Source organism: Pseudomonas sp. ADAK13 (genome assembly GCF_012935715.1).
In the GTDB taxonomy this organism is placed as follows: domain Bacteria; phylum Pseudomonadota; class Gammaproteobacteria; order Pseudomonadales; family Pseudomonadaceae; genus Aquipseudomonas.
Map to the genome: position 1 here is coordinate 2,395,320 of NZ_CP052860.1, position 24,136 is coordinate 2,419,455.

The 24,136-nt window shown below is 61.2% G+C and carries 20 protein-coding genes; 7 read left to right on the forward strand and 13 right to left on the reverse strand.

Features of this window, described 5'->3' with window-relative positions:
• Nucleotides 1–50: 50 nt before the first annotated feature.
• The 3 genes from phoU to HKK54_RS11100 all read left to right on the forward strand — a co-directional run bounded on the left by phoU (nt 51) and on the right by HKK54_RS11100 (nt 2,670).
• Nucleotides 51–812: a phosphate signaling complex protein PhoU gene (gene phoU / locus HKK54_RS11090; protein ID WP_010168319.1), complete on the forward strand. Its 762-nt coding sequence runs from the start codon at nt 51–53 to the stop codon at nt 810–812.
• Between the two features lie 167 nt (nt 813–979).
• Nucleotides 980–1,879, forward strand: a complete 900-nt coding sequence (locus tag HKK54_RS11095; protein WP_010168318.1) for a response regulator — start codon at nt 980–982, stop codon at nt 1,877–1,879.
• A gap of 140 nt (nt 1,880–2,019) precedes the next feature.
• Nucleotides 2,020–2,670: a M23 family metallopeptidase gene (locus tag HKK54_RS11100; protein WP_169386808.1), complete on the forward strand. Its 651-nt coding sequence runs from the start codon at nt 2,020–2,022 to the stop codon at nt 2,668–2,670.
• Between the two features lie 116 nt (nt 2,671–2,786).
• Here HKK54_RS11100 and HKK54_RS11105 read toward each other — a convergent pair whose 3' ends face one another.
• The 3 genes from HKK54_RS11105 to phoB form a co-directional block, all read right to left on the reverse strand.
• Nucleotides 2,787–4,127 carry a hemolysin family protein gene (locus HKK54_RS11105; protein WP_003213385.1) on the reverse strand — a complete coding sequence of 447 codons (1,341 nt, stop codon included), beginning with the start codon at nt 4,125–4,127 and terminating at the stop codon, nt 2,787–2,789.
• A gap of 124 nt (nt 4,128–4,251) precedes the next feature.
• A complete protein-coding gene (gene phoR / locus HKK54_RS11110; RefSeq protein ID WP_010168316.1) occupies nt 4,252–5,574 on the reverse strand; it encodes a phosphate regulon sensor histidine kinase PhoR in 1,323 nt (440 codons plus the stop codon).
• A gap of 43 nt (nt 5,575–5,617) precedes the next feature.
• A complete protein-coding gene (gene phoB / locus HKK54_RS11115; RefSeq protein ID WP_003176964.1) occupies nt 5,618–6,307 on the reverse strand; it encodes a phosphate regulon transcriptional regulator PhoB in 690 nt (229 codons plus the stop codon).
• Between the two features lie 152 nt (nt 6,308–6,459).
• On the opposite strand from phoB, the gene HKK54_RS11120 reads away from it, so the two are divergent.
• Entirely contained in the window at nt 6,460–6,840 is a 381-nt protein-coding gene (locus HKK54_RS11120) for a COG4315 family predicted lipoprotein (RefSeq protein WP_010168314.1), read from the forward strand.
• A 38-nt stretch (nt 6,841–6,878) separates the two neighbouring features.
• Here the strand turns inward: HKK54_RS11120 and ubiA are convergent, their stop codons facing one another.
• Together ubiA and HKK54_RS11130 are read right to left on the reverse strand one after the other, a co-directional pair.
• Complete coding sequence (gene ubiA, locus HKK54_RS11125) at nt 6,879–7,769, reverse strand: 4-hydroxybenzoate octaprenyltransferase (protein WP_010168311.1); 891 nt, start codon at nt 7,767–7,769, stop codon at nt 6,879–6,881.
• Complete coding sequence (locus HKK54_RS11130) at nt 7,769–8,332, reverse strand: chorismate--pyruvate lyase family protein (RefSeq protein ID WP_169386809.1); 564 nt, start codon at nt 8,330–8,332, stop codon at nt 7,769–7,771. The genes ubiA and HKK54_RS11130 overlap by 1 nt, the downstream gene beginning before the upstream one ends.
• 195 nt (nt 8,333–8,527) lie before the next feature.
• On the opposite strand from HKK54_RS11130, the gene HKK54_RS11135 reads away from it, so the two are divergent.
• From HKK54_RS11135 to HKK54_RS11145, 3 genes are all read left to right on the forward strand, one after another.
• Complete coding sequence (locus tag HKK54_RS11135; RefSeq protein ID WP_003213373.1) at nt 8,528–8,695, forward strand: rubredoxin; 168 nt, start codon at nt 8,528–8,530, stop codon at nt 8,693–8,695.
• 29 nt (nt 8,696–8,724) lie between these two features.
• Nucleotides 8,725–9,873 (forward strand): NAD(P)/FAD-dependent oxidoreductase, encoded by a 1,149-nt coding sequence (locus HKK54_RS11140; protein ID WP_169386810.1) that lies wholly within the window; start codon nt 8,725–8,727, stop codon nt 9,871–9,873.
• A gap of 191 nt (nt 9,874–10,064) precedes the next feature.
• Nucleotides 10,065–10,340, forward strand: a complete 276-nt coding sequence (locus tag HKK54_RS11145) for an HU family DNA-binding protein (RefSeq protein WP_003213368.1) — start codon at nt 10,065–10,067, stop codon at nt 10,338–10,340.
• A 182-nt stretch (nt 10,341–10,522) separates the two neighbouring features.
• Here the strand turns inward: HKK54_RS11145 and HKK54_RS11150 are convergent, their stop codons facing one another.
• From HKK54_RS11150 to tssE, 8 genes are read right to left on the reverse strand one after another with little or no spacing between them, the layout of a single operon-like run.
• Nucleotides 10,523–11,284, reverse strand: coding sequence for a pentapeptide repeat-containing protein (locus HKK54_RS11150; RefSeq protein ID WP_169386811.1), 762 nt, complete (start codon nt 11,282–11,284; stop codon nt 10,523–10,525).
• Nucleotides 11,281–15,663 carry an RHS repeat-associated core domain-containing protein gene (locus HKK54_RS11155; RefSeq protein WP_169386812.1) on the reverse strand — a complete coding sequence of 1,461 codons (4,383 nt, stop codon included), beginning with the start codon at nt 15,661–15,663 and terminating at the stop codon, nt 11,281–11,283. The genes HKK54_RS11150 and HKK54_RS11155 overlap by 4 nt, the downstream gene beginning before the upstream one ends.
• A gap of 14 nt (nt 15,664–15,677) precedes the next feature.
• Nucleotides 15,678–16,112: a DcrB-related protein gene (locus tag HKK54_RS11160; protein WP_169386813.1), complete on the reverse strand. Its 435-nt coding sequence runs from the start codon at nt 16,110–16,112 to the stop codon at nt 15,678–15,680.
• 15 nt (nt 16,113–16,127) lie between these two features.
• On the reverse strand, nt 16,128–18,074 hold the full coding sequence (locus tag HKK54_RS11165) for a type VI secretion system Vgr family protein (protein WP_010168280.1): 1,947 nt from the start codon (nt 18,072–18,074) through the stop codon (nt 16,128–16,130).
• A gap of 3 nt (nt 18,075–18,077) precedes the next feature.
• Nucleotides 18,078–20,756: a type VI secretion system ATPase TssH gene (gene tssH / locus HKK54_RS11170; protein WP_169386814.1), complete on the reverse strand. Its 2,679-nt coding sequence runs from the start codon at nt 20,754–20,756 to the stop codon at nt 18,078–18,080.
• Nucleotides 20,749–21,792 carry a type VI secretion system baseplate subunit TssG gene (gene tssG, locus HKK54_RS11175; RefSeq protein ID WP_169386815.1) on the reverse strand — a complete coding sequence of 348 codons (1,044 nt, stop codon included), beginning with the start codon at nt 21,790–21,792 and terminating at the stop codon, nt 20,749–20,751. Before tssG ends, tssH begins: the two co-directional genes overlap by 8 nt.
• A complete protein-coding gene (gene tssF / locus HKK54_RS11180) occupies nt 21,756–23,615 on the reverse strand; it encodes a type VI secretion system baseplate subunit TssF (protein ID WP_010168274.1) in 1,860 nt (619 codons plus the stop codon). Before tssF ends, tssG begins: the two co-directional genes overlap by 37 nt.
• Entirely contained in the window at nt 23,612–24,127 is a 516-nt protein-coding gene (gene tssE / locus HKK54_RS11185; RefSeq protein ID WP_010168272.1) for a type VI secretion system baseplate subunit TssE, read from the reverse strand. The genes tssF and tssE overlap by 4 nt, the downstream gene beginning before the upstream one ends.
• Nucleotides 24,128–24,136 lie beyond the last annotated feature (9 nt).

Sequence of the window (24,136 nt, forward strand, 5' to 3'; positions counted from 1 at the left end):
ACTGATGCTGCGGTCGACCGCACCTTACCGGACGTTCCAAGGACGCCAACATGATTAGCAAAGAAGGCCTTACCCATCACATCTCCGCGCAGTTCAACGCCGAGCTTGAGGAAGTGCGCAGCCACCTCCTGGCCATGGGCGGGCTGGTGGAGAAGCAAGTCAACGATGCGGTCACCGCGCTGATCGAGGCCGACTCGGGCCTGGCCCAGCAAGTGCGCGAGATCGATGACCAGATCAACCAGATGGAACGCAACATCGACGAAGAATGCCTGCGCATCCTGGCCCGTCGTCAGCCGGCGGCGTCCGACCTGCGTTTGATCATCAGCATCTCCAAGTCCGTGATCGACCTGGAGCGCATCGGCGACGAAGCCACCAAGATCGCCCGCCGCGCCATCCAGTTGTGCGAAGAAGGCGAAGCGCCGCGCGGTTACGTCGAAGTGCGCCACATCGGCGACCAGGTGCGCAACATGGTCCGCGACGCCCTCGACGCGTTTGCCCGCTTTGACGCCGAACTGGCGTTGTCGGTGGCGCAGTACGACAAGATCATCGACCGCGAATACAAGACTGCGCTACGCGAGCTGGCGACCTACATGATGGAAGACCCGCGCTCTATCTCGCGGGTGTTGAGCATCATCTGGGTCCTGCGTTCGCTGGAGCGCATCGGCGACCACGCGCGCAATATCTCGGAACTGGTGATCTACCTGGTGCGGGGTACCGACGTGCGGCACATGGGCCTCAAGCGCATGAAAGCCGAAGTTGAAGGCACTGCCGATCAAATCCCTAATGTTCCGGGCGTTCCTGACGATAAGTAAGATTGCCCGAGAAATAAACGCCCGGCCTTTGGTCGGGCGTTTTCGTTTGTGGCGTACGAATTTTGCGCGGCGGGGAAACGTAAAGTCCTGGCGTGACTGAAGAGTTTTGGCGAAATGCCATCAGCGAAGCGTTATGCTTGCCGGGGTTTTTATAGGATGAAGGGTCGATGAGCAAAGTCAGTGTGTTGGTGGTGGATGACGCCTCGTTTATTCGCGACCTGGTGAAGAAGTGCCTGCGCAACTACTTCCCGGGGATCAAGATCGAAGATGCGGTGAACGGCAAAAAGGCCCAGGCCATCCTGATGCGCGAAACCTTCGACATGGTGCTGTGTGACTGGGAAATGCCGGAAATGTCCGGCCTGGAACTGCTGACCTGGTGCCGCGAGCAGCCTCATCTGAAAGCCATGCCGTTCGTCATGGTGACCAGCCGTGGTGACAAGGAAAACGTGGTGCAGGCGATCCAGGCCGGGGTTTCCGGCTACGTCAGCAAGCCCTTCACCAACGAGCAGCTGCTGAACAAGGTCAAGCAGGCGCTGAACAAGATTGGTCGCCTCGACGCGTTGATCGCCAGCGCGCCGACCAAGATGAACTCGGCGTTCGGCAACGACTCCCTCAGCGCCCTGACGGGCGGCAAGCCTGAAGCAGTAAAGCCGGCTCCGGTGGCCGCACCCAGCAAAGGCTTGCTCAACAGCCCGCCGGTGCAGGCCGCTCCGACCGCATCGCCTGCCAGCGGTCGTGGCCAGGGCCAGTTGCGCCTGTCCAGCGGCACCCAGCAATGTGTGATCAAGGCCTTGAGCATCAAGGAAGCGCTGCTGGTGGTGCGTCGCGGCGAAGTCCTGCCTCAGGTACTGGAAAGCGCCGTGCTCGACCTGGAGCAGGGTGAAAATGCCGAGGTGGCGCGCCTTAACGGCTACCTGCACGCCGTCGTGGCCTACGAGCCCAAGCCGGACAGTGATTGGCTGCAACTGACCTTCCGGTTTATCGACCAGGACGCGCAGAAGCTCGATTACATCTCGCGGCTGATCGCTCGCGGCACCGCGCAGAAGCATTTTGTGCCGGGTGCGTGACCTGGCAGTCATTTCAGGCCAACGTTTTACCTGTGGCGAGGGAGCTTGCTCCCTCGCCACAGGGGCAGTGGACGGTTCACATAGCACTGTCATGATCCCTTGTTAGCCTGCCATTCAGTCGTCCCTGGCAGGCCAACCCCATGCTCGCGCGCTCACTGCTGTTCTGTGGATTGTTAATCACCGCCCCGTCGGCGATGTCCATGACCCTCTACAAATCCATCGACGCCGACGGCGCCGTGGTTTTCAGTGACCGGTACACGCCCGGGGCGCAGGCGTTTGTGTATCAGGAGCGGGTGATGCCCAAGCCTGCATATCCTGCGCAACCTGTTTCCTATCGCTATCCATTGCCCTGGCGCGGCGGCCCGTTCCGACTCACTCAAGGCCCGAACGGCACCTTCAGCCACTCCGAGCTCAAAAGCCGCTATGCGATGGATATCGCCATGCCTGAAGGCACGCCGATCATCGCGGCGCGCGCAGGCGTGGTGCTGAAAACCGAGAACGCCCAGGCCGGGCGCGGCGGCGACCCATCGGGCAATTTCGTGCGGGTGCAGCACGATGACGGTACTCAAGGCGTGTACCTGCACCTCAAGCAAGGGTCGGTCAGCGTCAGGGAAGGGCAACGCGTGGCGGTGGGCAGCCCGTTGGCGCTGTCGGGCAATACCGGCAACAGCAGCGGGCCGCATCTGCATTTTGTGGTGCAGCGCACGACGGCGTTGGGGCTGGTGTCGATTCCGTACGAATTCAACCAGCCGGTGCAGGCGTTGCCCAACTTTGCGTTGGGCACGCGGTAAGGCTTTTTTAGGAGCGAGCTTGCTCGCGAAAAACCTGAGGGCGCTGCCGGGTGTCAGGATCCCAGCGTTATCGTTAAGTCCTTCGCGAGCAAGCTCGCTCCTGCAGGGGGCGTGCCCTAGTCGAGCAACAGCACCTTGGCCAACACGATCTTCGGCCCTTTCATCTTCTTGATGATGATCCGCAAGCCTTCGACTTCCAGCACTTCTTCCTCTTCCGGCACCCGTTTCAGGGTGTCGTAGATCAGCCCTGCCAGGGTCTCGGCTTCGATGTGGTCCAGGTCGACGCCCAGCAGGCGCTCCACCTTGAACAGCGGCGTGTCACCACGCACCAGCAGCTTGCCCGGCTGATAGGCCAGGATGCCGCGCTCGGCCTTGCGGTGTTCGTCCTGGATGTCGCCCACCAGCACTTCCAGCACGTCTTCCATGGTCAGGTAGCCGATGACCTTGCCGTCGGCTTCTTCCACCAGGGCAAAGTGCGCGCCGCCCTTGCGGAACTGCTCCAGCAGTTGTGACAGCGGCATGTGGCGCGATACGCGCTCCAGCGGGCGAGTCAGCTCGGCCAGGTTGAACGACTCGGGGATGTGGTCCAGGGCCGCCAGTTCCAGCAGCAGGTCCTTGATGTGCAGCAGGCCGACGAACTCGTTACGCACCGCGTCGTACACCGGGTAGCGGCTGAACTTGTGGCGGCGGAACAACGCCAGGATTTCCTTGAGCGGGGCGTTGAAGTCCAGGGTCACCAGGTCTTCCCGGGAGTTGGCCCAGTCCACCACTTCCAGCTCGCCCATTTCCACGGCGGAGGCCAGTACACGCATGCCCTGGTCGCTCGGGTCCTGGCCACGGCTGGAGTGCAGGATCAGTTTCAGTTCTTCACGGCTGTAATGGTGCTCGTGGTGCGGGCCGGGCTCGCCTTGGCCGGCGATGCGCAGGATGGCGTTGGCACTGGCGTTGAGCAGGTAGATCGCCGGGTACATGGCCCAGTAGAACAGGTACAGCGGCACGGCGGTCCACAGCGACAGCAGCTCGGGCTTGCGAATCGCCCAGGACTTGGGCGCCAGCTCACCGACCACGATGTGCAGGTACGAGATCACGAAGAAGGCGGCAAAGAACGACACGCCCTTGATCACTTCCGGCGATTGCACGCCGATCGCGCCCAGCAACGGTTCGAGGATGTGCGCAAAGGCCGGTTCACCGACCCAGCCCAGGCCCAGGGAGGCCAGGGTGATGCCCAACTGGCAGGCCGACAGGTAGGCGTCAAGCTGGCTGTGTACGGTGCGCAGGATCTGCCCGCGCCAGCCGTTTTTGTGGGCGATGGCCTCGACCCGGGTCGAGCGCAGTTTGACCATGGCAAATTCCGCCGCAACGAAGAAGCCGTTGAGCAGTACCAGGATCAGTGCAAAAAGAATCATGCCGAAGTCGGCGAAGAGTGTCGCGAGGGTGATGCCAGGGGAAGGGTCCATGATGGGGTTTTGCGGGTTCCGTCTAATCAAAAAGGGTGAGCAGGTGGGCCTGAAAGGCAGGCACAAGTCAGCCAATGTAGCGGCTGACGGGGCGCTTGCCTAGTGGCGGCTGCCGGGTGGAGGGTCACTCGTCCTGATGAGTAACCCGTGAACGCGTCATCTGGGTCGGCGGGAAATGACAGGTGAAGGTACTGCCATGGCCCAGCACGCTGCTGATTTCCAGCCGTGCGCGATGGCGCAGCAGCACATGTTTGACGATAGCCAGGCCGAGTCCCGTGCCGCCGGTGTTGGAGTTGCGGCTGGAGTCGACGCGGTAGAAGCGTTCGGTGAGGCGCGGCAAGTGCTTGGCGTCGATGCCCATCCCGGAGTCCTGCACGCTGAGGTGGGCGCCCTGGTCGTCGGCCCACCAGCGGATGCGGATATTGCCCTTGTCCTGGGTGTATTTGACGGCGTTGAACACCAGGTTGGAAAACGCGCTGCGTAGTTCGCCTTCACTGCCCTTGAGCAGGATCGAGGGGTCGGCTTCGAGGGTAATCTGCTGTTCCCGCTGCCCGGACAAGGCCTGGGCGTCGCTCTTGATGGTCTGCAACAGGCTTTGCACCGGTACCGGATGGTTGTCCGACGGGTAATCAGTGGCTTCCAGCTTGGCCAGCAACAGCAGGTCATTGAGCAGCGTTTGCATGCGCCCGCCTTGCTGCTGCATCTGCTGCAGGGCGCGGGTCCAGCGCGGGTTCACGTCTTCGACGTTGTCGAGCAGCGTCTCCAGGTAGCCGCAGATCACCGTCAGCGGGGTGCGCAGTTCATGGGAGACGTTGGCGACGAAGTCCTTGCGCATCTGTTCCAGCTGATGGATACGCGTGACATCGCGCACCAGCATCAAATGTTCGTTATTGCCGTAGCGCGTCAGGTACAGCTGGATGCGCACGCGGTCGTTGGTCGGTGACGGGATTTCCAGGGCTTCTTCGTAGTTGTCCTGCTCGAAGTATTCCTTGAAGCGCGGGTGACGCACCAGGTTGGTCACCGGCTGGCCGCTGTCCTGGGGCGTCTTGAGGCCCAGCAGGGTCTCTGCGGCGCGGTTCCACCATTCCAGGTTGCCGTCGCTGTCGAGCATGATCACCGCGTCTTTCAGCGCGGCCGTAGACTCCTGCACCCGGTCGATCACCGCTTGCAGGCGCCCGCGCACGCGTTGGTCGCGGCGTTGCAGGTGGTAGATGCTGTCGAACACCTCGCCCCACAGGCCGTAGCCGTCGGGTGGCGCTTCGTCGGGTTTGTGCTGGCGCAGCCACTCGTGAAGGCGCAGCAATTGCTTGAGGGTCCAGCCCAGGTAAAGGCCCAGGCCGACGGCCAGGCTCCAGCCGTAATAGCCGCTGACCAGGCCCACCAGCAGGCAGCCGGTGATCAACAGGAGCATGTGGCGGATCAGGGTGCCATGCCAGTTTTGGTTCACTTAAACACGCGTCCTTTCAGCTGTCTGGGCAGTTCGCTGCGGCTCAGCCTTTGGTTGAAAACCGGTAGCCGGTGCCGCGCACGGTTTGTACCAGATTCTCGTAAGCGTCGCCCAAGGCTTTGCGCAGGCGGCGGATATGCACGTCGACGGTACGCTCTTCCACATACACGTTGCCGCCCCAGACCTGGTCCAGCAATTGGCCGCGGGTGTAGGCGCGTTCCTGGTGGGTCATGAAAAATTGCAGCAGGCGGTATTCGGTGGGGCCCATCTCGGCAGGCTTGCCGTCGATGGTCACGCGGTGGCTGATAGGGTCCAGCAGCAGGCCGCCGACTTCGATAGGCGCTTCGCCATCGGTAGGGCCGGCGCGGCGCAGCACGGCTTTCAGACGGGCGACCAGTTCCCGTGGGGAAAAGGGCTTGGTGATGTAGTCATCGGCGCCGACTTCCAGGCCCTGGATCTTGTTGTCCTCTTCACCCTTGGCGGTGAGCATGATGATCGGGATATCCCCGGTCAGCTCATCGCGCTTCAGGCGACGGGCCAGCTCGATGCCGGAGGTGCCGGGCAGCATCCAGTCCAGCAGGATCAGGTCCGGCTTGCGGTCGACGATAATGGCATGGGCCTGCTGGGAGTTCTCCGCCTCCAGGCAGTCATAGCCGGCCATTTCCAACGCAACGGCGATCATCTCGCGAATGGGCGCTTCGTCGTCAACGATCAGAATGCTCCTGCCAACCATGCTAAATCCTCTTGTCATTTAACTGTCTTGCGCCGCATTAGATAACGGAATTATTGCAGTCGTGTGACAGTAATTTAGTCGCTCGGGCAATCGGCGCCTCTCTGGACTACGCTTTGGGTCCGAATCCTGACAACCACAAAAGGAAGGTCCCCATGACTCACAGTACTTTTTCCTGGAAAGCCCTGCTGGTAACGGCCGCGTTGACGCTGCCGGCACTGGCGGTTGCGGCGGAGCCCGGGATGGCGAAGGGCGGGATGCTGGTGGACCACAAGGGCATGACCCTTTACACCTTCGACAAAGACAAGGATGGCAAGTCCAACTGCAACGGAGACCCCTGCGAAACCAACTGGCCGCCCCTGAAGGCGGAATCCACGGATAAACCGGCCGGCAAATGGACGGTCATCACCCGTGAGGATCAGACCAGTCAGTGGGCGTATGAGGGCAAGCCGGTTTATACCTTTAAGAATGACAAAGCGGCAGGCGACAAGTCTGGAGACGGTAAAGGCGACGTCTGGCACGTCATCAAACCCTGATCACGGCTGTGGCGAGGGGACGTGCCCCTCGCCCTTGATCACTTGAAGGCGTAGTCCGCCACAATTCCGACAAAAATCGCCAACCCGGCCCAGTGGTTGTGCAAAAACGCCTTGAAGCATTTGAGCCGGTCCTTGTCCCGTGTGTACCAGAACTCCCAGGCAAAACACCCGGCCGCCGCCAGCAAGCCCAGGTGGAACCAGCCACCCAACTCAAAGCGCATCCCCGCCAGCCACAGGCAAGCCAGGGCCAGGCCCTGCAACGTCAGGATGATCACCCGGTCGGCCTCGCCAAACAGAATGGCGGTGGATTTGACCCCGATTTTCAGGTCGTCATCGCGATCGGTCATGGCGTAGTACGTGTCGTAGCCCACCGTCCACAACAGGTTGGCGATGTACAGCAGCCAGGCAGCGGCGGGCAGGCTGCCCGTCTCGGCGGTGAACGCCATCGGCATGCCCCAGGAAAACGCTGCGCCCAATACCACCTGCGGGTAATAGGTGTAGCGCTTCATGAACGGGTAGCTGGCCGCCAGCGCGAGGCCGCCCAGGGACAGCCAGATCGTCATGGAGTTGGTCAGCAGCACCAGCAGGAAACTGATGAACATCAGCACCGCGAAGAACACCAGTGCCTCTTTCGAGCTGATCTTGCCGCTCACCAGCGGGCGCTGTTCGGTGCGTTTCACATGGCCGTCGACTTTGCGGTCGGCCCAGTCATTAATCACGCAACCGCCGGCCCGGGTGAGTATCACGCCGAGCACAAAGATCAGGATATTGAGCAGCGATGGCGAACCCTTGCCGGCAATCCACAGCGCCCACAGCGTGGGCCACAGCAGCAGATAAATGCCGATGGGCTTGTCCATGCGGGTCAACTGAATGAAGTCCCAGGCCCTTGGGTTCAAGTGATTCAGGGATTTGAGCAGGCGCTGATACATCAGCAATTCTCCGGGTGGTCGTGCACGGCTTGCCACAAGGTCGGCAGGAAGATCTCGGCCACCAGCACGCTCAGCGGCCCGCGATCAAAACGCGAGCGGCGTGCCCACAGGTGATCGGCCTGGTCCGCCACGGGCAGCCATTCCCGTGGGTAACGGCATACCTCGATGGCCTGGCGCGTGAAGGCGTGGTCACAAAACAACAACTCCCCCAGCGACCGGCTACCCAACTCATCCATGTGCAAACCATCATCCTGCAACGCGCTGCGGGCCGCCACGCTGCGGGCAAACACCCAGGGCTGGCCGTGGCCGCGCAAATACACCTCGCGCACCCAGCCGATGCTGGCGGCGGGCAAGTCCAGGGTGGCGCATTCGTCGTCACGCAGTGGCTGCCAGCCTTCGAACAGCGGCGTCACGCTGAAACCATCGCTGGACAGGCGCGTCAGGCGCCGGGTCAGCGAACCTTCATCGAACAGCCAGTCGAGTGTCAGCGGCGCGGGCAGTGGGCTCAGAAGGCTCTGGGTCAGCCATCGGCAAGCATCGGGAAGGGCGTTTGAATGCGGCACGGAGGGTCATTATTGGCAGTTAATGAGGCGGCGAGCTTACCATGGCGCCCTGGACTTTTGCCGGAGCGCGCCAGGCTCATGCGTCGATCATGCTTGCATCTGCGGCTGCTGATCAGTACAAAACGCCCTGAGCCGCACGGCAAGGTTGCATCTATCGACCGTGGGCCAACGCGCCTGGACCTGAGGAAACAAGCAATGAAGAAGTGGCAATGTGTCGTCTGTGGCCTGATCTACGACGAAAAAGACGGATGGCCGGATGACGGCATCGCTCCGGGCACGCTGTGGCAGGACGTCCCGGAAGACTGGCTGTGCCCGGACTGCGGCGTGGGCAAAATGGATTTCGAAATGATCGAAATCGGCTGAAACCAGAATTTAACTACAAGGAGAAAGGAATGAACGCACCTGTCGTGATCGTCGGCACGGGCTTGGCCGGTTACAACCTGGCTCGGGAGTTTCGCAAGCTCGATAGCGAAACCCCGCTGTTGCTGATCACCGCAGATGACGGGCGCTCCTACTCCAAGCCCATGCTCTCCACGGGCTTTGGCAAGAACAAGGAAGCCGACGGCCTGAGCATGGCGGAACCGGGCGCCATGGCCGAGCAGTTGAAAGCCGAAGTGCGCACCCACACCCGCATCAGCGGCATTGACCCGGGCCACAAGCGCTTGTGGATCGGTGAGGAAGCGGTGGTCTACCGCGACCTGATCCTGGCCTGGGGCGCAGAAACCGTGCGGGTGCCGGTACAGGGTGACGCCGCTGACCTGATTTTCCCGATCAACGACCTTGAAGATTACGCGCGCTTCCGTGCGGCGGCGGCCGGTAAACGCCGGGTGCTGCTGCTGGGCGCCGGGCTGATCGGCTGCGAGTTCGCCAACGACCTGATCCTGGGCGGCTACGAGATCGACCTGGTGGCGCCGTGCGAGCAAGTCATGCCGACCCTGCTGCACCCGGCGGCGGCCGCAGCGGTGCAGGCCGGCCTGGAAGGCCTGGGAGCGCGCTTCCACCTGGGCCCGGTGCTCAATCGCCTGCAACGCAACGCTGACGGCCTGGAAGCCCATCTGTCTGACGGTGAAGTGATCCAGTGCGACCTGGTGGTGTCTGCCATCGGCCTGCGCCCGCGTGTCGACCTGGCCGCTGCGGCGGGCTTGCAGATCAACCGCGGGATCATGGTCGACCGCCACCTCAAGACCTCCCACGCCAACATCTACGCCCTGGGCGACTGTGCCGAGGTCGATGGCTTGAACCTGCTGTATATAATGCCGCTGATGAGCTGCGCCCGCGCCCTGGCCCAGACCCTCGCGGGCAACGCGACCGCCGTCAGCTACGGCCCGATGCCCGTCACGGTAAAAACCCCGATCTGCCCGCTGGTCGTCTCGCCACCGCCACGAGGCACCGAAGGCGTCTGGAGCGTCGAAGGGCAGGGCGCCGACATCAAGGCCCTGTGCCGCGACGCCAGCGGGCGCCTGCTGGGCTACGCACTGACAGGCACTGCCGTGATGGAAAAACTCGCCCTCAACAAAGAACTTCCACCGTTGCTGGCGTAAATAGCGGTCGTTCTGTCGGATTAAGCATCATTTTGACCGTAGAAAGGTCGCCGTGAGACTGGCGCAGGCCCCGATGGCATGCCATCCTCACTCCCGTCTGCCGCAGAGTAGAGCCTGCGGCGCCTTGGGCGCTGCTCCGATAGAGAGCAGCACGGACATAACAACAAAAAACCGTCAAAGAGGCTTCACTTATGCGTAAACCAGAACTCGCAGCCGCTATTGCAGAAAAAGCAGACCTGACCAAAGAACAGGCCAACCGCGTACTCAACGCCGTACTTGAAGAAATCACCGGCGCGCTGCATCGCAAGGACAGCGTCACCCTGGTGGGCTTCGGCACCTTCCTGCAGCGCCACCGCGGCGCCCGCACCGGCAAAAACCCGCAAACCGGCGAGCCGGTGAAAATCAAGGCGAGCAACACCGTTGCGTTCAAGCCAGGCAAGTCGCTTAAAGACAGCGTCAATCCGTAAGTCATGTAGAACGCGCTACGCACATGCGAGTGTGAGCGCGGGATGAAAAATGGGCACGCCGACTGGGTCGGGTGCCCATTTTTTGTTGGCGTCAAATGCCTTTTCTTACTTGGCCGGATGAGTCGTGGCTGAGTGATTGCAGCGCGTAGACGTCGATAACTTATCTTTCCCCTTTGTGTTGCCTAAGCATCCTGAAGAAGTGAAATAAATCGTGTGGTGAATTCCGCGCCTTCATAATCTTCTAGGTTGTCAGTGTTGAAAATGGCACCTCGTTGAGTTGTGAGCTTCAGCAGTCGTCGCTTTAATATTTTATTGATCTGGCTTTCAGGTTCAGAAGATATGACAGTGAGTGCTTTTTTTGCACGGGCTGCCACGTCCTTGAAAAAAATGTGCTTGGCCTCAGTGGGAGGAGTGATGTTTTCTAAGTTGCAGTTTTCAAAGGTTACATAATCGAGTTTGCAAAGTTCAAAGTCGGCAGAAAGTGGGGTGTGGGCCTGGTCTGATATGAAATTTACTTCCTGGAGTTTTCCAATGAATTTAATATTGGTGAGATTTTTTGCGTTAAACGAGTTATCAATGATTTTGCATTGAGAGAAGGTGCAGTTGGCAAAGGTGCAATCCTTCAATGACGCTTCTCGAAAGTTGCATTTCACAAACGTGCAGTTCTCAAATTTGCTATTGCTGAAACCTGACGCTTGAAAGTCCGTATTCTTGAACGAGCAATGGGTCAAGGATGTTTTATTGAAGAATCGCGAGCCGGAAAAGTCAGCTTTCTCAAAGTCGCAATTTTCCAGAACACATTGATCAAAAATCGGATCGCAGAGTTTCGCGTTTTTCAGTTTGCAACCACTGATGAGTTCGTTTTCAAAGCGTGTTTTTTTAGGCAAAACGAGTCCGTCCTGCTCAACACCGGACAGTACTTTTGATGGAATTTTTTCACTCACCATAATATTCCTTCATAACCATTGCCCCAGTCCCCGTAACGCCGCTGATGCGTGCCTCTTTTCCAGTCAGCCTTCGTCGTGAGATCCCACCAGGTTTTAGTTTTAGTTTCATACACATCGGGTAGACGTTGCCCTGATTTTGATACCTCCAAATGCCCCAATGATGGGTCATTTTTCACTCTGGTTTTGAAGTCTGCATCTATTCTCTGCCCTACATACCGACGATAGCGTGAACGTGCTTGTCCGAGATCACCTCTGTCATAGGCTCTTTTTACTGCTGCTCTTTGTTTCGGGGTCAAGGACCTTTGCGGGTTACTGTAAACGGCCTTTCTAGCGGCGTTGGCGTGTGCCTGAAGCTTGCTAGTGGTTGCGCCGCAAGGTGCCCACCCCAACGGATCGATCCATCCCGAAGGATTAGGAGAATACTGATAAAGGTTAAAACCTCCTGCCAGCCCGATAGGGTCAGGCGTTGTAAAACGCCCCACATCCGGATCATAAAACCGAAATGTATTGAAATGCAGCCCCGTCTCTCGGTCCAGGTACTGTCCCTGAAACCTTAGATTCTGCTCTTCAAGGTAGTAAGGCTCGCGAACCTCCTCCGACGTATTGCCCCACACTTGGTAGCTGGCCTGCCAGAGGGTGTGTCCATCGGTCTCTGTCAACTGCTCAGGGAGCCCGTTCAGATCATTGTGGTAGTAGCGAATTTTTTGCAGCGACCCGGTACCGTCTATTCGGGCCAGAGGCGCGTAGCTTTCCCCTTCATAAACATAAAGGCTGGTCTGGCTGTGTTTGTGTTCCTGCAATAGGCGTAAACCATCCCAGATGAAACGCGTCTGTCCCAGTGGATTGCCATTGTCGTCATGCTCTGTTTTTTCGACGCGTCGCCCCAGTGGGTCATAGCTCATCTTGACCACGCTGCCGCTCTCATTTCGCACTTCAACCAGGCGACTTTCAGCGTCGTAGGCAAAGCGCTGAAAACCCCGGATGCCACTGCGTTTTTCGATCATACGACCCAAGGTATCGTATCGATAACGCTTGTCCTGATAGGTGAGCAGCCGGTTATGCCGTACTAGGCCTCCCTGATGCGGGCTATCCAGCAGGTTGGCTGCGGCGTCATAGGCGTAGGTTTCGCTCCTTCCCACTTGGTGGCAGACAAGAATCCGGTCGGTACTGTCGTAACCCAAGTGCTCTTGACGATCATGAACACGGTCAACACGCCGACGCCCGATCAGGTTATCGCTGGGATCGTAGCTGTAGTCAGTTTCAACCAACGGCGGCAACTGCCACGGTTGATCAATACTGCGGCGCTGGCGCGAGCGAACCCTTCCACTGCGGTCATACGCGGTGTTCGTTCTGAGTTGACCTTGAGTGCGCTGCACTTCGCGATGCAGACGATCACGCTCAAAGTCGCTGATGACCTTCCCATCGAGATTCAACTGATGCAGGTGACCGCTGCCGTAGTAGAGGCGGTTCAGCCATCGACCGTCGGGCAACTGGGTCTGAATCAGGTTTCCCAATTCGTCGTAGTGATGCTGCAAGGAGCCCGCTGTGCTTTGCTCCTGCAGCAGTTGCCCCAGCGCGTCGTAGCTGAAACCCAGTCGCTGCTGCTGACCGTCAAGCGCGGTGAACGTGACGCCGAGCAGTTGATCGTTCAGATCATGTTCGTAGACGGTGGTGCCGTCGGCGGTGACTTTGCTGACCAGGCGTCCAACCGGATCTCGCTGAAACTGGTGTGACAACGGCGCTACCGGTTCGCCTTCGGTTCCCGGCAGGTAGTCGACGGCGACGACATCATCCAGCGGGTCATAGGTGTAGCAGCGCCGACTCTGGTCGAGGTCTTGCTGCTGAACCATGCGGTCGCACGCATCCCACTCAAAGCGATAGCTTTCGCCGTTCTCATTGGTAAGTTTGCGCAGTCGCCCATACGCGTCGTGATCGAACATGACTGTGCGGTTGTGCGCGTCCCAGCGTTGTTTGACCTGGCCACGCAGGTCATAGGCATAGCGCGTGGTGCTACCGGCCGGGTCGACATGGGCCGTGAGATAACCGCTGGCACTGCGTTGGAACTGCTCCACGCGACCATCCGGGAGCTGGCATTCCAGCAATAGCCCCTCGGGTCCGTACCGGTAGCGAACCGACTCACCTTCCGCATTGGTCTGCACCACCAGATTGCCGAAAGCGTCGTATTGATAACGGGTGGGATAACCCGAGCAATCCACCGCTTCGACCAGTTGGCTCCATTCGTTCCAATGCAGCGTTTTGGTTTTTTCGGTGGCATCGATGATGCGCACCGGCTGGCCGAACCCGTCATAGACATAGCGTGTGCTGTTGCCCAGTGGGTCGATTTCCTCGATACAGTTGCCACGCTGGTCGTAGCGATAATGCCAACTGTTGCCTGCCGGGTCGGTTTCCACCTGGGGCAATGCCCAATGTTCCAACCACTGTGTGCCGCTGGTTCTGGACAGTGGATCGATCACCGCGCTCAGGTTGCCGGACTCATCGTAATTGAAGCGCCACTGGCCGTTTTGTGGATCAATCGCGCCGAGCAACAGGCGATCTTCGTTCCATTCGAATTGCCAGGTATGGCCCAGGTTGTCGACGTAGCGGGTGATCTGGTACTGAGGGTTCCAATGCCGGGTGCTGACGCGCATCAGGCCGTCGGTCACCCGGGTAATGCCGGCGTCGAGATGGTAGTCGAAGCTGTATTCATCGCCTGCGTCTGTCCAGTGGCGACTCACGCGCCACTCTTCACCGTGGGGCCCGGACACTGCTGCCCATTGATAGAAGCAGCGCAGGCCACCCGGCAACTGGTGTTCGACCATTCGCCGGCCGTGGTCATAAGCAAAGCGTCGACGGGTTGTACCTTGCACGTCCAACACTTCAGCCAGGTCGCCGTTGCTGTCATAGCGGTAACTGACGAGCACATCGCTGCGCGCGTCGAAATGTTCCTGGCGCAGGTAACGCCGTTCGATGTGGCTCACGCGCCGTGGGTGTTCGGCCGAGTAGTTCAGCTCGACGTGCATCAAGTCATGGGTGTCGCGCAGGCGATGCAGCCGGCCCAGAGTGTCGTAGTCGAGAAAGATCCGCCCTTCATTGCGATCACCCAGCAGCTGCAGACGCATCTGCGCGCTGTTCAGCGGGTCGGGCTCGAACAGTCGATACAGGCCGTCGATGCTCTCGATCAATACCGCGCCGTCGGCACTGCGCCTGACCGCAAGGCCTTGGCCCGGGTCGAACGCTCCGCCGGACAACGGGATGTAGCCGATCTCCAGGCGGCGCCCTTGCTCATCGATGTAGGCCAGGTTTTCGTCTGCATCTACCTCGATCGACACTTCATACGCAACGCTCCAGCCCGCACCAAAGAGGCCGTCCTGGCGTGTGTCGAGGCTGCTGTAGAAGCGCTGCCAATCTATCGGGAGCAAGCCCGGCAGCACGAAATCCAGCTCTTCATCCCCGCCCAGAATCTTGGCCCCGGTGGCACTGTGAACCGGATTGGGCGAGCCATTCATGGCGCTCTTGAGAGCCGAAGTGACCTTGCTGGTTGCGTATGATATGGCGCCACCCACCAGCAAACCACCGACCAGGCACGGCAGCTTGGTCCAGAAGCATTTCAGGTTGCCCCGCAACGCCATCACCACGGCAATTGCCAGGCCTACGCCCGGCGTTTTTCCGCTGCGAATTTCCTGCACCACGATGGTCCCGCCGCCGATGCGCACATCCGGCGAGATCAGGCCCGGGGCTGTACCAATCTTGGCGTCGCACGTACTGCGATCGCCACTGCGCGCCGCAGGCTGGCCGTTGATGAACACCGAGCTGGAACCCTCCGCAATGAATTGCAGGGGCATCGGCGGGTGCTTGTTGCACGCCACGGTATCCAGCGGGCAAGGCTCGGTGCCGGGCGCGGGCGAGGCGACGGTCGGGCGCCACATTTGTGAGAAAAACTCCCCGGCCATGTCCAGGAAGCTGGGCGCCGGTGGCTCGCTGGGCGCGACCGGCACGGCCGTCATCTTGCCGGCGGCGCGGGCGGCCTTTTTGCCATTGATGAAGACGTCGTCCGAGCCGCTGGTGATGAAGGCGTCGATCACCGGCGGGAACACCCAGTTGGCGGCTGACTCGCACCAACTGGATATTTTCAGATCAGCCCCTGTGAGCCCCGCGGTAATGCCTACGACTGCACCCACGACCAACACCAGGGCAACGCCGCCGGTAGCGATAGTCGCACCGGTTGTGATGGCAACAGCCGCCGCCACCGCCAGGCAGCCCACAGTGGTGATCGCCGCATAGGCTGCCACTTCCAGTACACCGCCGAGAATATCGGCCATCACCGAGGTGTGCAGCAGTGCGTCGCCTTCGCGGGCAGCCCACAGGTCTTCACTCATTGCTCAGACTCGACTCAGGGCGTGGCGACGAAGTTGAGCGTGCTCTTGAGCGTCGCCCAATGTGCCGCCTCGGCAGGCCCCAGGGGCTGCGTCTTGACGTAGCTCAAGGCAATCAGGTTGCGTGTGCCGGGTATCTGCATCGCCAGCTGATATTGGTAAATAGTGTCGCTGCCTTTGTTGAAACGGTTCTGAACTTCAAAGGCGTCGATGTCCTGCGCCGTTCCTACTTTGACGGCTTGGGCCGTCGAGTAACGAAGGTCCTTGACCTGCTGTTCGAGCTTTTTCAGCTGGCCTTCGAAGTTGTCTTGCAAGGTCTCGCCATCGGCCAACGGGCTGCGGCTCACCACCAGCGTGGTGCCCAGCTTGGCGAACTTGAGAATGTTGATCGAGGTGTCCTGTACCTCTGCATCGGGCAGGGTGAATCGGGCTTCGTTGATCAGGTAATTCATGGTGGAGAAATCTCGTTATTGACCAGCACCGGGCTTGCCGGGAAATTTTGACTCGACGGCGGACTTGATCGTGCCTTGCACGCCCTGAGCGCCGGGGGAGGTGCCCTTGTCGCTGCCCAGGTTGATGTCCAGTTTGCCTTTTGTCTGGATCTTGCTGCTGCCCGAGGAAAACAGGTTGAACGAGCCACAGGTCAGATTGATGTCTCCACCGGCCTTGAGCTCAATCACACTGTCGCCACACACCAGGCGAATACTGTCGCCAGCCTCGATGGTGTAGGTCGTGGCGGCACTGTCAGACTTGGCCCCGCCCACCAGCACGGTGTCGTTGTTGCGCACGACCCGCAGGCGATTGGAGCCAATGGTCACCGTCTCGTTGTGGCCGATAGTCTTATTGCGGTCATGCCCCACCGAATGGCTTTCATCCACCTCCACCACGATGTCCTGATTCCGCTCGGCATGGATGTACAACTGTTCCAGCCCCTTCTTGTCCTCCATGCGGATTTCATTGAAGTTGGCCGGCGTACCGCCTTTGCTGGAGCGGCTTTTCATCCCGCTTTGGGTGGCATTTTCCGGCAAGTCGTAAGGCACGGTCTGCTCGGCGTTGTACACCCTCCCGGTGATGATCGGCCGGTCCGGATCGCCTTCCAGGAAGCTCACTATCACTTCCTGGCCGATCCGTGGAATCTGCATCGAGCCCCAGTTTTTCCCGGCCCAGGACTGCGACACGCGAATCCAGCACGAGCTGTTTTCGTTGGACTGGTCGTGGCGGTCCCAATAGAAGTGCACCTTCACCCGGCCATATTGGTCGGTCCAGATTTCCTCGCCCTTGGGGCCCACCACCAGTGCCGTTTGCGGGCCTTTGACGATGGGCCGGTAGGTGTTGGCCAGCGGTCGAAAGCTCTGCTGCGCATCGATGCAGGTGAGGGTGCTTTCGAACTGGGCCGAGGCCGCACCCGCGCCGCTTTCGAGGCTTTCCTGGGCGATGTAGTAGCGGGCGCCGACGATCAGGTATTCGCGGTTCTGGTCGCGGCGGCTGAAGCCGGTGAGGCTGAACAGATGGCCGGAACCCAGGCCCCGTGCGTTGCCGCTGAATTCGACTTGTTCGTGCAGGGTTTGCAGGGCTTCGATGCGGGTGCGTGCGTAGTGTTCGCCGTCTTCGCTTTTGACGTAGGTGCCGGGGTAGTCGTACAGCGGGTAGTCGCCGGCGGTGTGCGGTCGCGGCATGGCCGAGCGCACGTCGATGCTGGCGCTGGGGCGCTGGAAGTCGTAGTCGTTGAGCTCAAGGGAGCCGGGCTGTACTTCCTGCGCCAGGTGCCAGTTGTGCATATGGTCGCGCTCGCGCTGCTGCTCGTCCTTGGGGTAGTACGGCACCGAGGCGTAGCCGGGCACGTTGGCGTGGGCGCCGTAGGCGTCGGCCAGCACCAGCACGTGGCGGTCCTGCTCGTGGCGGAAGAAGTAGTAGATACCTTCCTGTTCCATCAGGCGGCTGACGAAATCGAAGCTGGTCTCGCGGTACTGCACGCAGTATTCCCACTCGCGGTACGGCCGGCTCAAGGCGTCTTCGAAGTCGGAAAAACCCAGGTCGCGAAACACCTGCTTGATGATCTGCGGGATGCTCAGGTTCTGGAAAATCCGGCAGTCGGACGTGCGGCTCAGCAGCCACAACCACGGGCGCAGGGTCACCTGGTAACTGGCGAACTGGCCCTGGTCGATGTTCTGGCTGCAGCGCGCCACGATACCGTGGAAGTGCCGCTCGCCACCGTCCGCCAGTTGCAGGTTCAGGCTCATCGGCTTGCCCAGCAACTGGTTGAGGTCGATGTTGGCGTCCAGCGAGGTCAGCTGCAATTCGAAGTTGAACAGCCGGCCCAACTCTTCGCCGCCGCCCATTTCATTGAGCAGCAGCACATCCGGCCCCAGTGGGCTGGTGATCTTGGCCAGGCGTGACGATTGGTTGAATAGCATTGTTTATGCCGCGTCGCTGAAGTCGTAGTGCAATTCGTTATCCCGTGTGCTGATGCGCACGCCTGCCAGTGCCTTGCCTTCGAGCATGCGGGTGAGGAATTCGCGGCTCATGTCCGGCAGCAGGCTGTTGGTCAGGAGGGTGTCGATCATCCGCCCGCCGCTCTCCGTCTCGGTGCAGCGGGACACGATCAGGTCTACCACATCGTCGTCGTAGTTGAAGTCGACCTTGTGGGTGTTCTCCACGCGCTTTTTGATGCGGTTGAGTTGCAGGCGGGTGATCGCTTTCAGCATCTCGTCGCTCAGCGGGTAGTACGGAATGGTCACCAGGCGGCCGAGCAGCGCCGGCGGAAAAATCTCCAGCAGCGGCTGGCGCAGGGCCTTGGCGATTTCCTCTGGCTCGGGGATGTTCGCCGGGTCCTTGCAGACCCGGGAAATCAGCTCGGTACCGGCGTTGGTGGTCAGCAGGATCAAGGTGTTCTTGAAGTCGATGACCCGGCCTTCGCCGTCTTCCATCACGCCCTTGTCGAATACCTGGAAGAAGATCTCGTGCACGTCCGGGTGGGCTTTTTCCACCTCGTCCAGCAGCACCACGCTGTAGGGTTTGCGCCGCACGGCTTCGGTCAGCACGCCGCCTTCGCCGTAGCCGATGTAACCCGGTGGCGCGCCCTTGAGGGTGGACACGGTGTGGGCTTCCTGGAACTCGCTCATGTTGATGGTGATCACGTTCTGCTCGCCGCCGTACATGGCTTCGGCCAGGGCCAGGGCGGTTTCGGTCTTGCCCACGCCGGAGGTGCCGGCGAGCATGAACACGCCAATCGGCTTGCTTGGGTTGTCGAGGCCGGCGCGGGAGGTCTGGATGCGCTTGGCGATCATCTGCAAGGCATGGTCCTGGCCGATGATGCGTTTCTTCAGGTGCTGGTCGAGGTTGAGCACCGTCTCCAATTCGTTGCGGGCCATGCGGCCCACCGGGATGCCGGTCCAGTCGGCGACCACCGAGGCCACGGCCTGGTAATCCACGGTGGGCAGGATCAGCGGGGTTTCACCTTGCAGGGTGCTGAGGCGCTGTTGCAGGTCCACCAGCTTGGCACGCAGTTCATCGCTTTCGTTGTTACCCGCATCGCTGTCCACGACACCGGCTTTTTCACGCAACGTCGCACGGGTGGCGAGCAGCTCGTCCACCAGGGTTTTCTCTTCGGCCCAGCGGGTTTCAAGCGTCGCCAGGCGCTCGCGTTCGGCGCTGAGCAGCGCTTCGCTGTTGGTCTGACGCGCACCGATGGCGATGCCGATTGCATGCTCGCGGGCGATGATTTGCAGCTCGGTCTCCAGCGCCTCGATACGCCGGCGGCTGTCGTCGACCTCCGCCGGCACCGCGTGCAGGCTGATGGCGACGCGGGCGCAGGCAGTGTCCAGCAGGCTGACGGATTTGTCCGGCAACTGGCGTGCCGGGATGTAGCGGTGGGACAGCTTCACCGAGGCTTCCAGGGCTTCATCGAGGATCTGCACCTGATGGTGTTTTTCCATGGTCGAGGCCACGCCGCGCATCATCAGCAGCGCCTTGTCTTCCGACGGCTCGGCCACTTGCACCACCTGGAAACGGCGGGTCAGGGCCGGGTCCTTTTCGATGTGCTTCTTGTACTCGGCCCAGGTGGTGGCGGCCACGGTACGCAAGGTGCCGCGGGCCAGTGCAGGCTTGAGCAGGTTGGCCGCGTCACCGGTGCCGGCGGCGCCACCGGCACCCACCAGGGTGTGGGCTTCGTCGATAAACAGGATGATCGGTTTCGGCGAGGCCTGGACGTCTTCGATGACCTGGCGCAGGCGCTGCTCGAACTCGCCTTTCATGCTGGCGCCGGCTTGCAGCAGGCCCACGTCCAGGCTGCGCAGTTCCACATCTTTCAGTGCCGGCGGTACGTCACCGGCGACGATGCGCAGGGCGAAACCTTCGACCACGGCGGTCTTGCCGACGCCGGCTTCACCGGTCAGGATCGGGTTGTTCTGGCGCCGACGCATCAGGATGTCCACCAGTTGGCGGATCTCTTCGTCACGCCCCACGATCGGGTCGAGCTTGCCGCTGCGGGCCTGTTCGGTCAGGTCGACGGTGAAGCGCTTGAGGGCTTCCTGCTTGCCCATGGCGCTGGGGGCCATGGCGCCGCTGGCTTCGCCGGGCACCGCGCCGGCGTTGAAACCGTCGCTGGCACTCAAGGCATTTTCGGGCGAGTCGCCGACGTATTCATCGAAGCGCTCGCTCAGGGCTTCGGCCTTGATCTTGTCGAACTCCCCCGACAACCCCAGGAGCGCGTGGCGCAGGCTCGGCGTCTTGAGAATCCCCAGCACCAGGTAACCGGTGCGCACCTGGCTTTCGCCAAACATCAGGCTGCCGTAGACCCAGCCACGTTCGACGGCTTCTTCCACGTGGGACGACAGGTCGGTGATCGACGTCGAGCCACGGGGCAGGCGGTCCAGGGCTTCGGTCAGGTCGCGGGCGAGGCGTGCCGGCTCGACGTTGAACTGACGAATGATGCGGTGCAGGTCCGAGTCCTGCAGTTGCAGCAACTGGTGAAACCAGTGGGCCAGTTCCACGTACGGGTTGCCCCGCAGCTTGCAGAACACGGTGGCGGCTTCGATGGCCTTGTAGGCCACGCTGTTGAGTTTGCCGAACAGTGCGGCGCGACTGATTTCACCCATGCTCTGGATTCCTTGAGGTGTTGGCGTGTTCGGCGTAATGCCGGGCCAGGATTAGGTCGTTGGCGTCGTGCCCGGGTTGGCCGAGCCAGGTGTTGAAGCCCAGACGGAACTGGCCATTGAGTTGCAGCGCCGGCACTTCGGGTTGTTGCAAAACCAGGTTCAGGTCCCAGTCCAGTTCATGGCCCAGGTATTCGGCGACCCAGGCCACCAGCTCGTTGAACGGCTGGCTGCCGGGCAACATGCCCATGTAGTCATCGAGCGTCAGTGGGCCGAGGCGGATACGGAATTTGTGCTGGCGGTCCCACACATGGCTGCCCAGGCAAAAGTCCACGCCCAACTGATTGGCGCTGACACTCACACGGCTGCGCTCGGGCAGTTCCAGCCATTGGCCGACGTACTCTTCGATCTCCACCGGCAGGCCGAAGTACTCACCGAGAATCGCCTTGAGGCCATCCGGGTAGCGGGTTTGCGCCGACAGATGGCCGCTGTAATGCAGTTTCGCCGTGTCGGGGATCAGGCCCTGGTTGAGCAGGCTCGGTGTACCGCGACCGCTCAAGGCGGCGAGGCGCGCCGACCAGTAATCATCGTCCGGGCGGTCATGGCTGACGGTGGGTCGCGCCTCGGCCCAAGCCCGATAAAACAGGGTCAGCAGACGGTGGTGGAACACATCCAGGAAGCGCTTGCTGGTGCTGTCGGCGTTGTTGCGCTGGCGCTCGCGCACGTACTCGGTAATGTGCAGCGGCAGCGGGCCGTTGGGGCCACCGAGGCCAAAAAAGAACTGCTCCAGCCGTGCCGGTTTGCCTTCAGCGCCGGGTTCGACCGACGCCAGTGTGGCCGGGGCAAAGGTGCAATCGGCCTGCTGCCCGAGGCGCAACGGATCATCTGCCAGGCGCAGGGAATGCCCCAGGCGCGGCAGGTCTTGCGATTCGCACTCGATACGGCGCAGCGCCTGGAAGAAGTCATATTCCCAGGGCTCCTGATGCATCGCATCCAGGGTACTCACAGGGTCGGACGGCGTCCGGGCTTGGCTTTCCATCGCATGATCTCGCCGCGTTCGGTGGTACGGATCACCGTCTCGGTAAAACTGTTGATCGACACGTAGCGTGCCAGGAACCGTTCAAACACCGCACCGAGCAGGAACACGCCGGTACCGCGGAACGCGTTTTCATCAAATTCCAACGTTATTTCCAGGCCCCGGCCAAACACGATCGGGCCGGGCATCGGCAGGCGGCGGGTCACCGCTTTGCTGCGGACCTCGCGCAGGCCTTCGATCTGCAGTTGCAGGGCGGCGTCGTTGCTGTCGCCATACAGGCGCAGCAGCTCGCGCAGTGCGGCGGCGCCCTGGCCTTGCTCGCTCAGCGACAAGTAGTTCAACGACAACTGGCTGATCAGGCGCCAGGCCTTGGCGTCATGGGCATGGCTGGCGCGCGGGCGGCTCGGCCCGGCGACGCAGCGCACCGCCAGCACCGGCGCGCTGTCGGCCAAGGTGAAGTCAGTTTTGCCATTGCCTACGCTCATGAACAGCGGCAAATCGCGGTTGGTGCACAGCGCAGTCACGCCGAGTTGGCGCAGGTCATGGCGGTATGGCGCTTGCTGGCTGTCCACCAGGCTGACGAAGGTTTCGCTGCCCACGTAGGTGGAGCGCGGCCCGTTGCGGCGTTGGTCGCTCGACAACACGCGGGGTTCGCGGCGTACCGTGTAGTAAGCCTGGTCACGACCGTAGCGCGACGGATCGCGCACGGCGTAGAACGGCAAAAATGGCTGCTCCGGGCCGGTGCCGTGGCCCGTGATACCGCTGAGGGAGTGAATCTCGAAATCCATCGGCCGGGTGCGGTCGGCAATCACGTGGTGTTCGTTGACCCGCTCGGACAAGTGAATCCGGTCCACCCGCTTGGGAAACAGGTTGATCGCCGGCGTGCAGAACGGCACGAATTGCGCCTTGCCGACGCTGCCTTCCAGGCTCGGATCGTGACGGTCGAACAGCACAATCAGTTCCAGCTCCTGGCCGTCGCAGCGTTTTACCGCGCGGCTCAGTTCCGCGAACTCGACGAACAAAAAACGGTGGGGCAGGGCGAAGTATTCCTGAAGCAGGCGATAGCCCTGAAAGGCGCGCGGCACCACCGGCATCGCGGCATCGGCGTCGTCAAAACCCCGGGAGCGCAAGGCATCCGGCGGCAGGCGTTCCACCCAATCACCGCCGGGCTTGCGCGCGAACACCGCACAGGCATTGCCCAGCAGTTGTTCGTAGAGGCGGAACGGTTGTTCGTCGGCACCGCTGAGGTACAGCGGCAAGTTATCCAGCGCGAGGCTGTTGAACGGTAACTCGGCGCCGGTACGCAGGGTCAGGCGCAGGCCGGCCTTGGCCTTGGGTTCACTGGCGGCCAGGCGCCCCAACACTGCGGACGGGTTGCCGAAGTATTCGGCCTGGGCGACTTGCAACGGCCATAACGTCACCGGGTGAGCGGTGCGGTACTCGCAGCAGGTCTGGGTTTCGCGGCCCAGTGCGGCGCGCAATACCGTATCGCGGGGCAGCGGAAAACCGCTGGCCAGGGAGCCTTCATCGGGATCGGCCTGCAACTGCACCACGGTCATCGACGGGGTCGGTGCCAGGTAGTGCGGGTAGGCGATTTCCAGCAGGTTGTGGGTGAAGGTCGGGTACTCGGCGTCGAGCTTGAGCTGTACCCGCGCCGTGAGATAAGCAAAACCTTCGAGCAAGCGTTCCACGTACGGGTCGGCGCAGTCCATGCCGGACAGGGTCAGCCGACTGGCGATCTTCGGGTATTCCTTGGCGAACTCTGCGGCGCTTTCGCGCACGTGGTGCAGTTCCTGGTTGTACAGCTCCAGCAGGCGCGGGTTCATGGGCGCCTCCGCTGGTCGGCGTTCACCACACGCACATGGCCGGACTCCAGGTCCAGGTCGGTTTGCAGCAACAGGCGCAACGGCACCGGCTGCGCCCACAGGTCGCCCTCTATCTCGAAACTCAGGGCGTTATGGTTCATTTCGCCATGGCCGACGCGTGCCTTGACCCGCAGGGTATGGCGCAGGATACGTGGCTCGAAGGTGGCGATAGCCTGTTGGATCAAGGCTTCCAGGGCACTCACATCGACACTGGAGACACTGTTGCCCGCCAGCGCCGGCAGCCCGTAATTGACCACCGACGTACCGGCGGGCGTGTGCAGCGTGGCATCGGCGTTGAGCAATGAAGTGGTGTTGAGCAGCCACGTCAGGTCACGCAGCACCGAGGCTTTCAATTGGCTCAGGGACAGCACGCGTTTGTCGGCGCTTTCCTTGGGATTGGTCGGGTCATCGTCGGTCAACCGGTCCAGCAGGGACGGTTGCAGGCGATCGCGGGAAGCAATTTCAGTTACCACCAAAGCAGC

Excerpts from the sequence above, each read along its gene's own strand:
- HKK54_RS11120 (WP_010168314.1), top strand. The coding sequence starts at position 6,460 with ATGACTCACAGTACTTTTTCCTGGAAAGCCCTGCTGGTAACGGCCGCG.
- HKK54_RS11135 (WP_003213373.1), top strand. The coding sequence starts at position 8,528 with ATGAAGAAGTGGCAATGTGTCGTCTGTGGCCTGATCTACGACGAAAAA.
- phoB (WP_003176964.1), bottom strand. The coding sequence starts at position 6,307 with ATGGTTGGCAGGAGCATTCTGATCGTTGACGACGAAGCGCCCATTCGC.
- tssH (WP_169386814.1), bottom strand. The coding sequence starts at position 20,756 with ATGGGTGAAATCAGTCGCGCCGCACTGTTCGGCAAACTCAACAGCGTG.
- HKK54_RS11145 (WP_003213368.1), top strand. The coding sequence starts at position 10,065 with ATGCGTAAACCAGAACTCGCAGCCGCTATTGCAGAAAAAGCAGACCTG.
- ubiA (WP_010168311.1), bottom strand. The coding sequence starts at position 7,769 with ATGTATCAGCGCCTGCTCAAATCCCTGAATCACTTGAACCCAAGGGCC.
- HKK54_RS11155 (WP_169386812.1), bottom strand. The coding sequence starts at position 15,663 with ATGAGTGAAGACCTGTGGGCTGCCCGCGAAGGCGACGCACTGCTGCAC.
- HKK54_RS11105 (WP_003213385.1), bottom strand. The coding sequence starts at position 4,127 with ATGGACCCTTCCCCTGGCATCACCCTCGCGACACTCTTCGCCGACTTC.
- HKK54_RS11140 (WP_169386810.1), top strand. The coding sequence starts at position 8,725 with ATGAACGCACCTGTCGTGATCGTCGGCACGGGCTTGGCCGGTTACAAC.
- HKK54_RS11160 (WP_169386813.1), bottom strand. The coding sequence starts at position 16,112 with ATGAATTACCTGATCAACGAAGCCCGATTCACCCTGCCCGATGCAGAG.
- tssG (WP_169386815.1), bottom strand. The coding sequence starts at position 21,792 with ATGGAAAGCCAAGCCCGGACGCCGTCCGACCCTGTGAGTACCCTGGAT.
- phoU (WP_010168319.1), top strand. The coding sequence starts at position 51 with ATGATTAGCAAAGAAGGCCTTACCCATCACATCTCCGCGCAGTTCAAC.
- HKK54_RS11165 (WP_010168280.1), bottom strand. The coding sequence starts at position 18,074 with ATGCTATTCAACCAATCGTCACGCCTGGCCAAGATCACCAGCCCACTG.
- HKK54_RS11100 (WP_169386808.1), top strand. The coding sequence starts at position 2,020 with ATGCTCGCGCGCTCACTGCTGTTCTGTGGATTGTTAATCACCGCCCCG.
- tssF (WP_010168274.1), bottom strand. The coding sequence starts at position 23,615 with ATGAACCCGCGCCTGCTGGAGCTGTACAACCAGGAACTGCACCACGTG.
- HKK54_RS11095 (WP_010168318.1), top strand. The coding sequence starts at position 980 with ATGAGCAAAGTCAGTGTGTTGGTGGTGGATGACGCCTCGTTTATTCGC.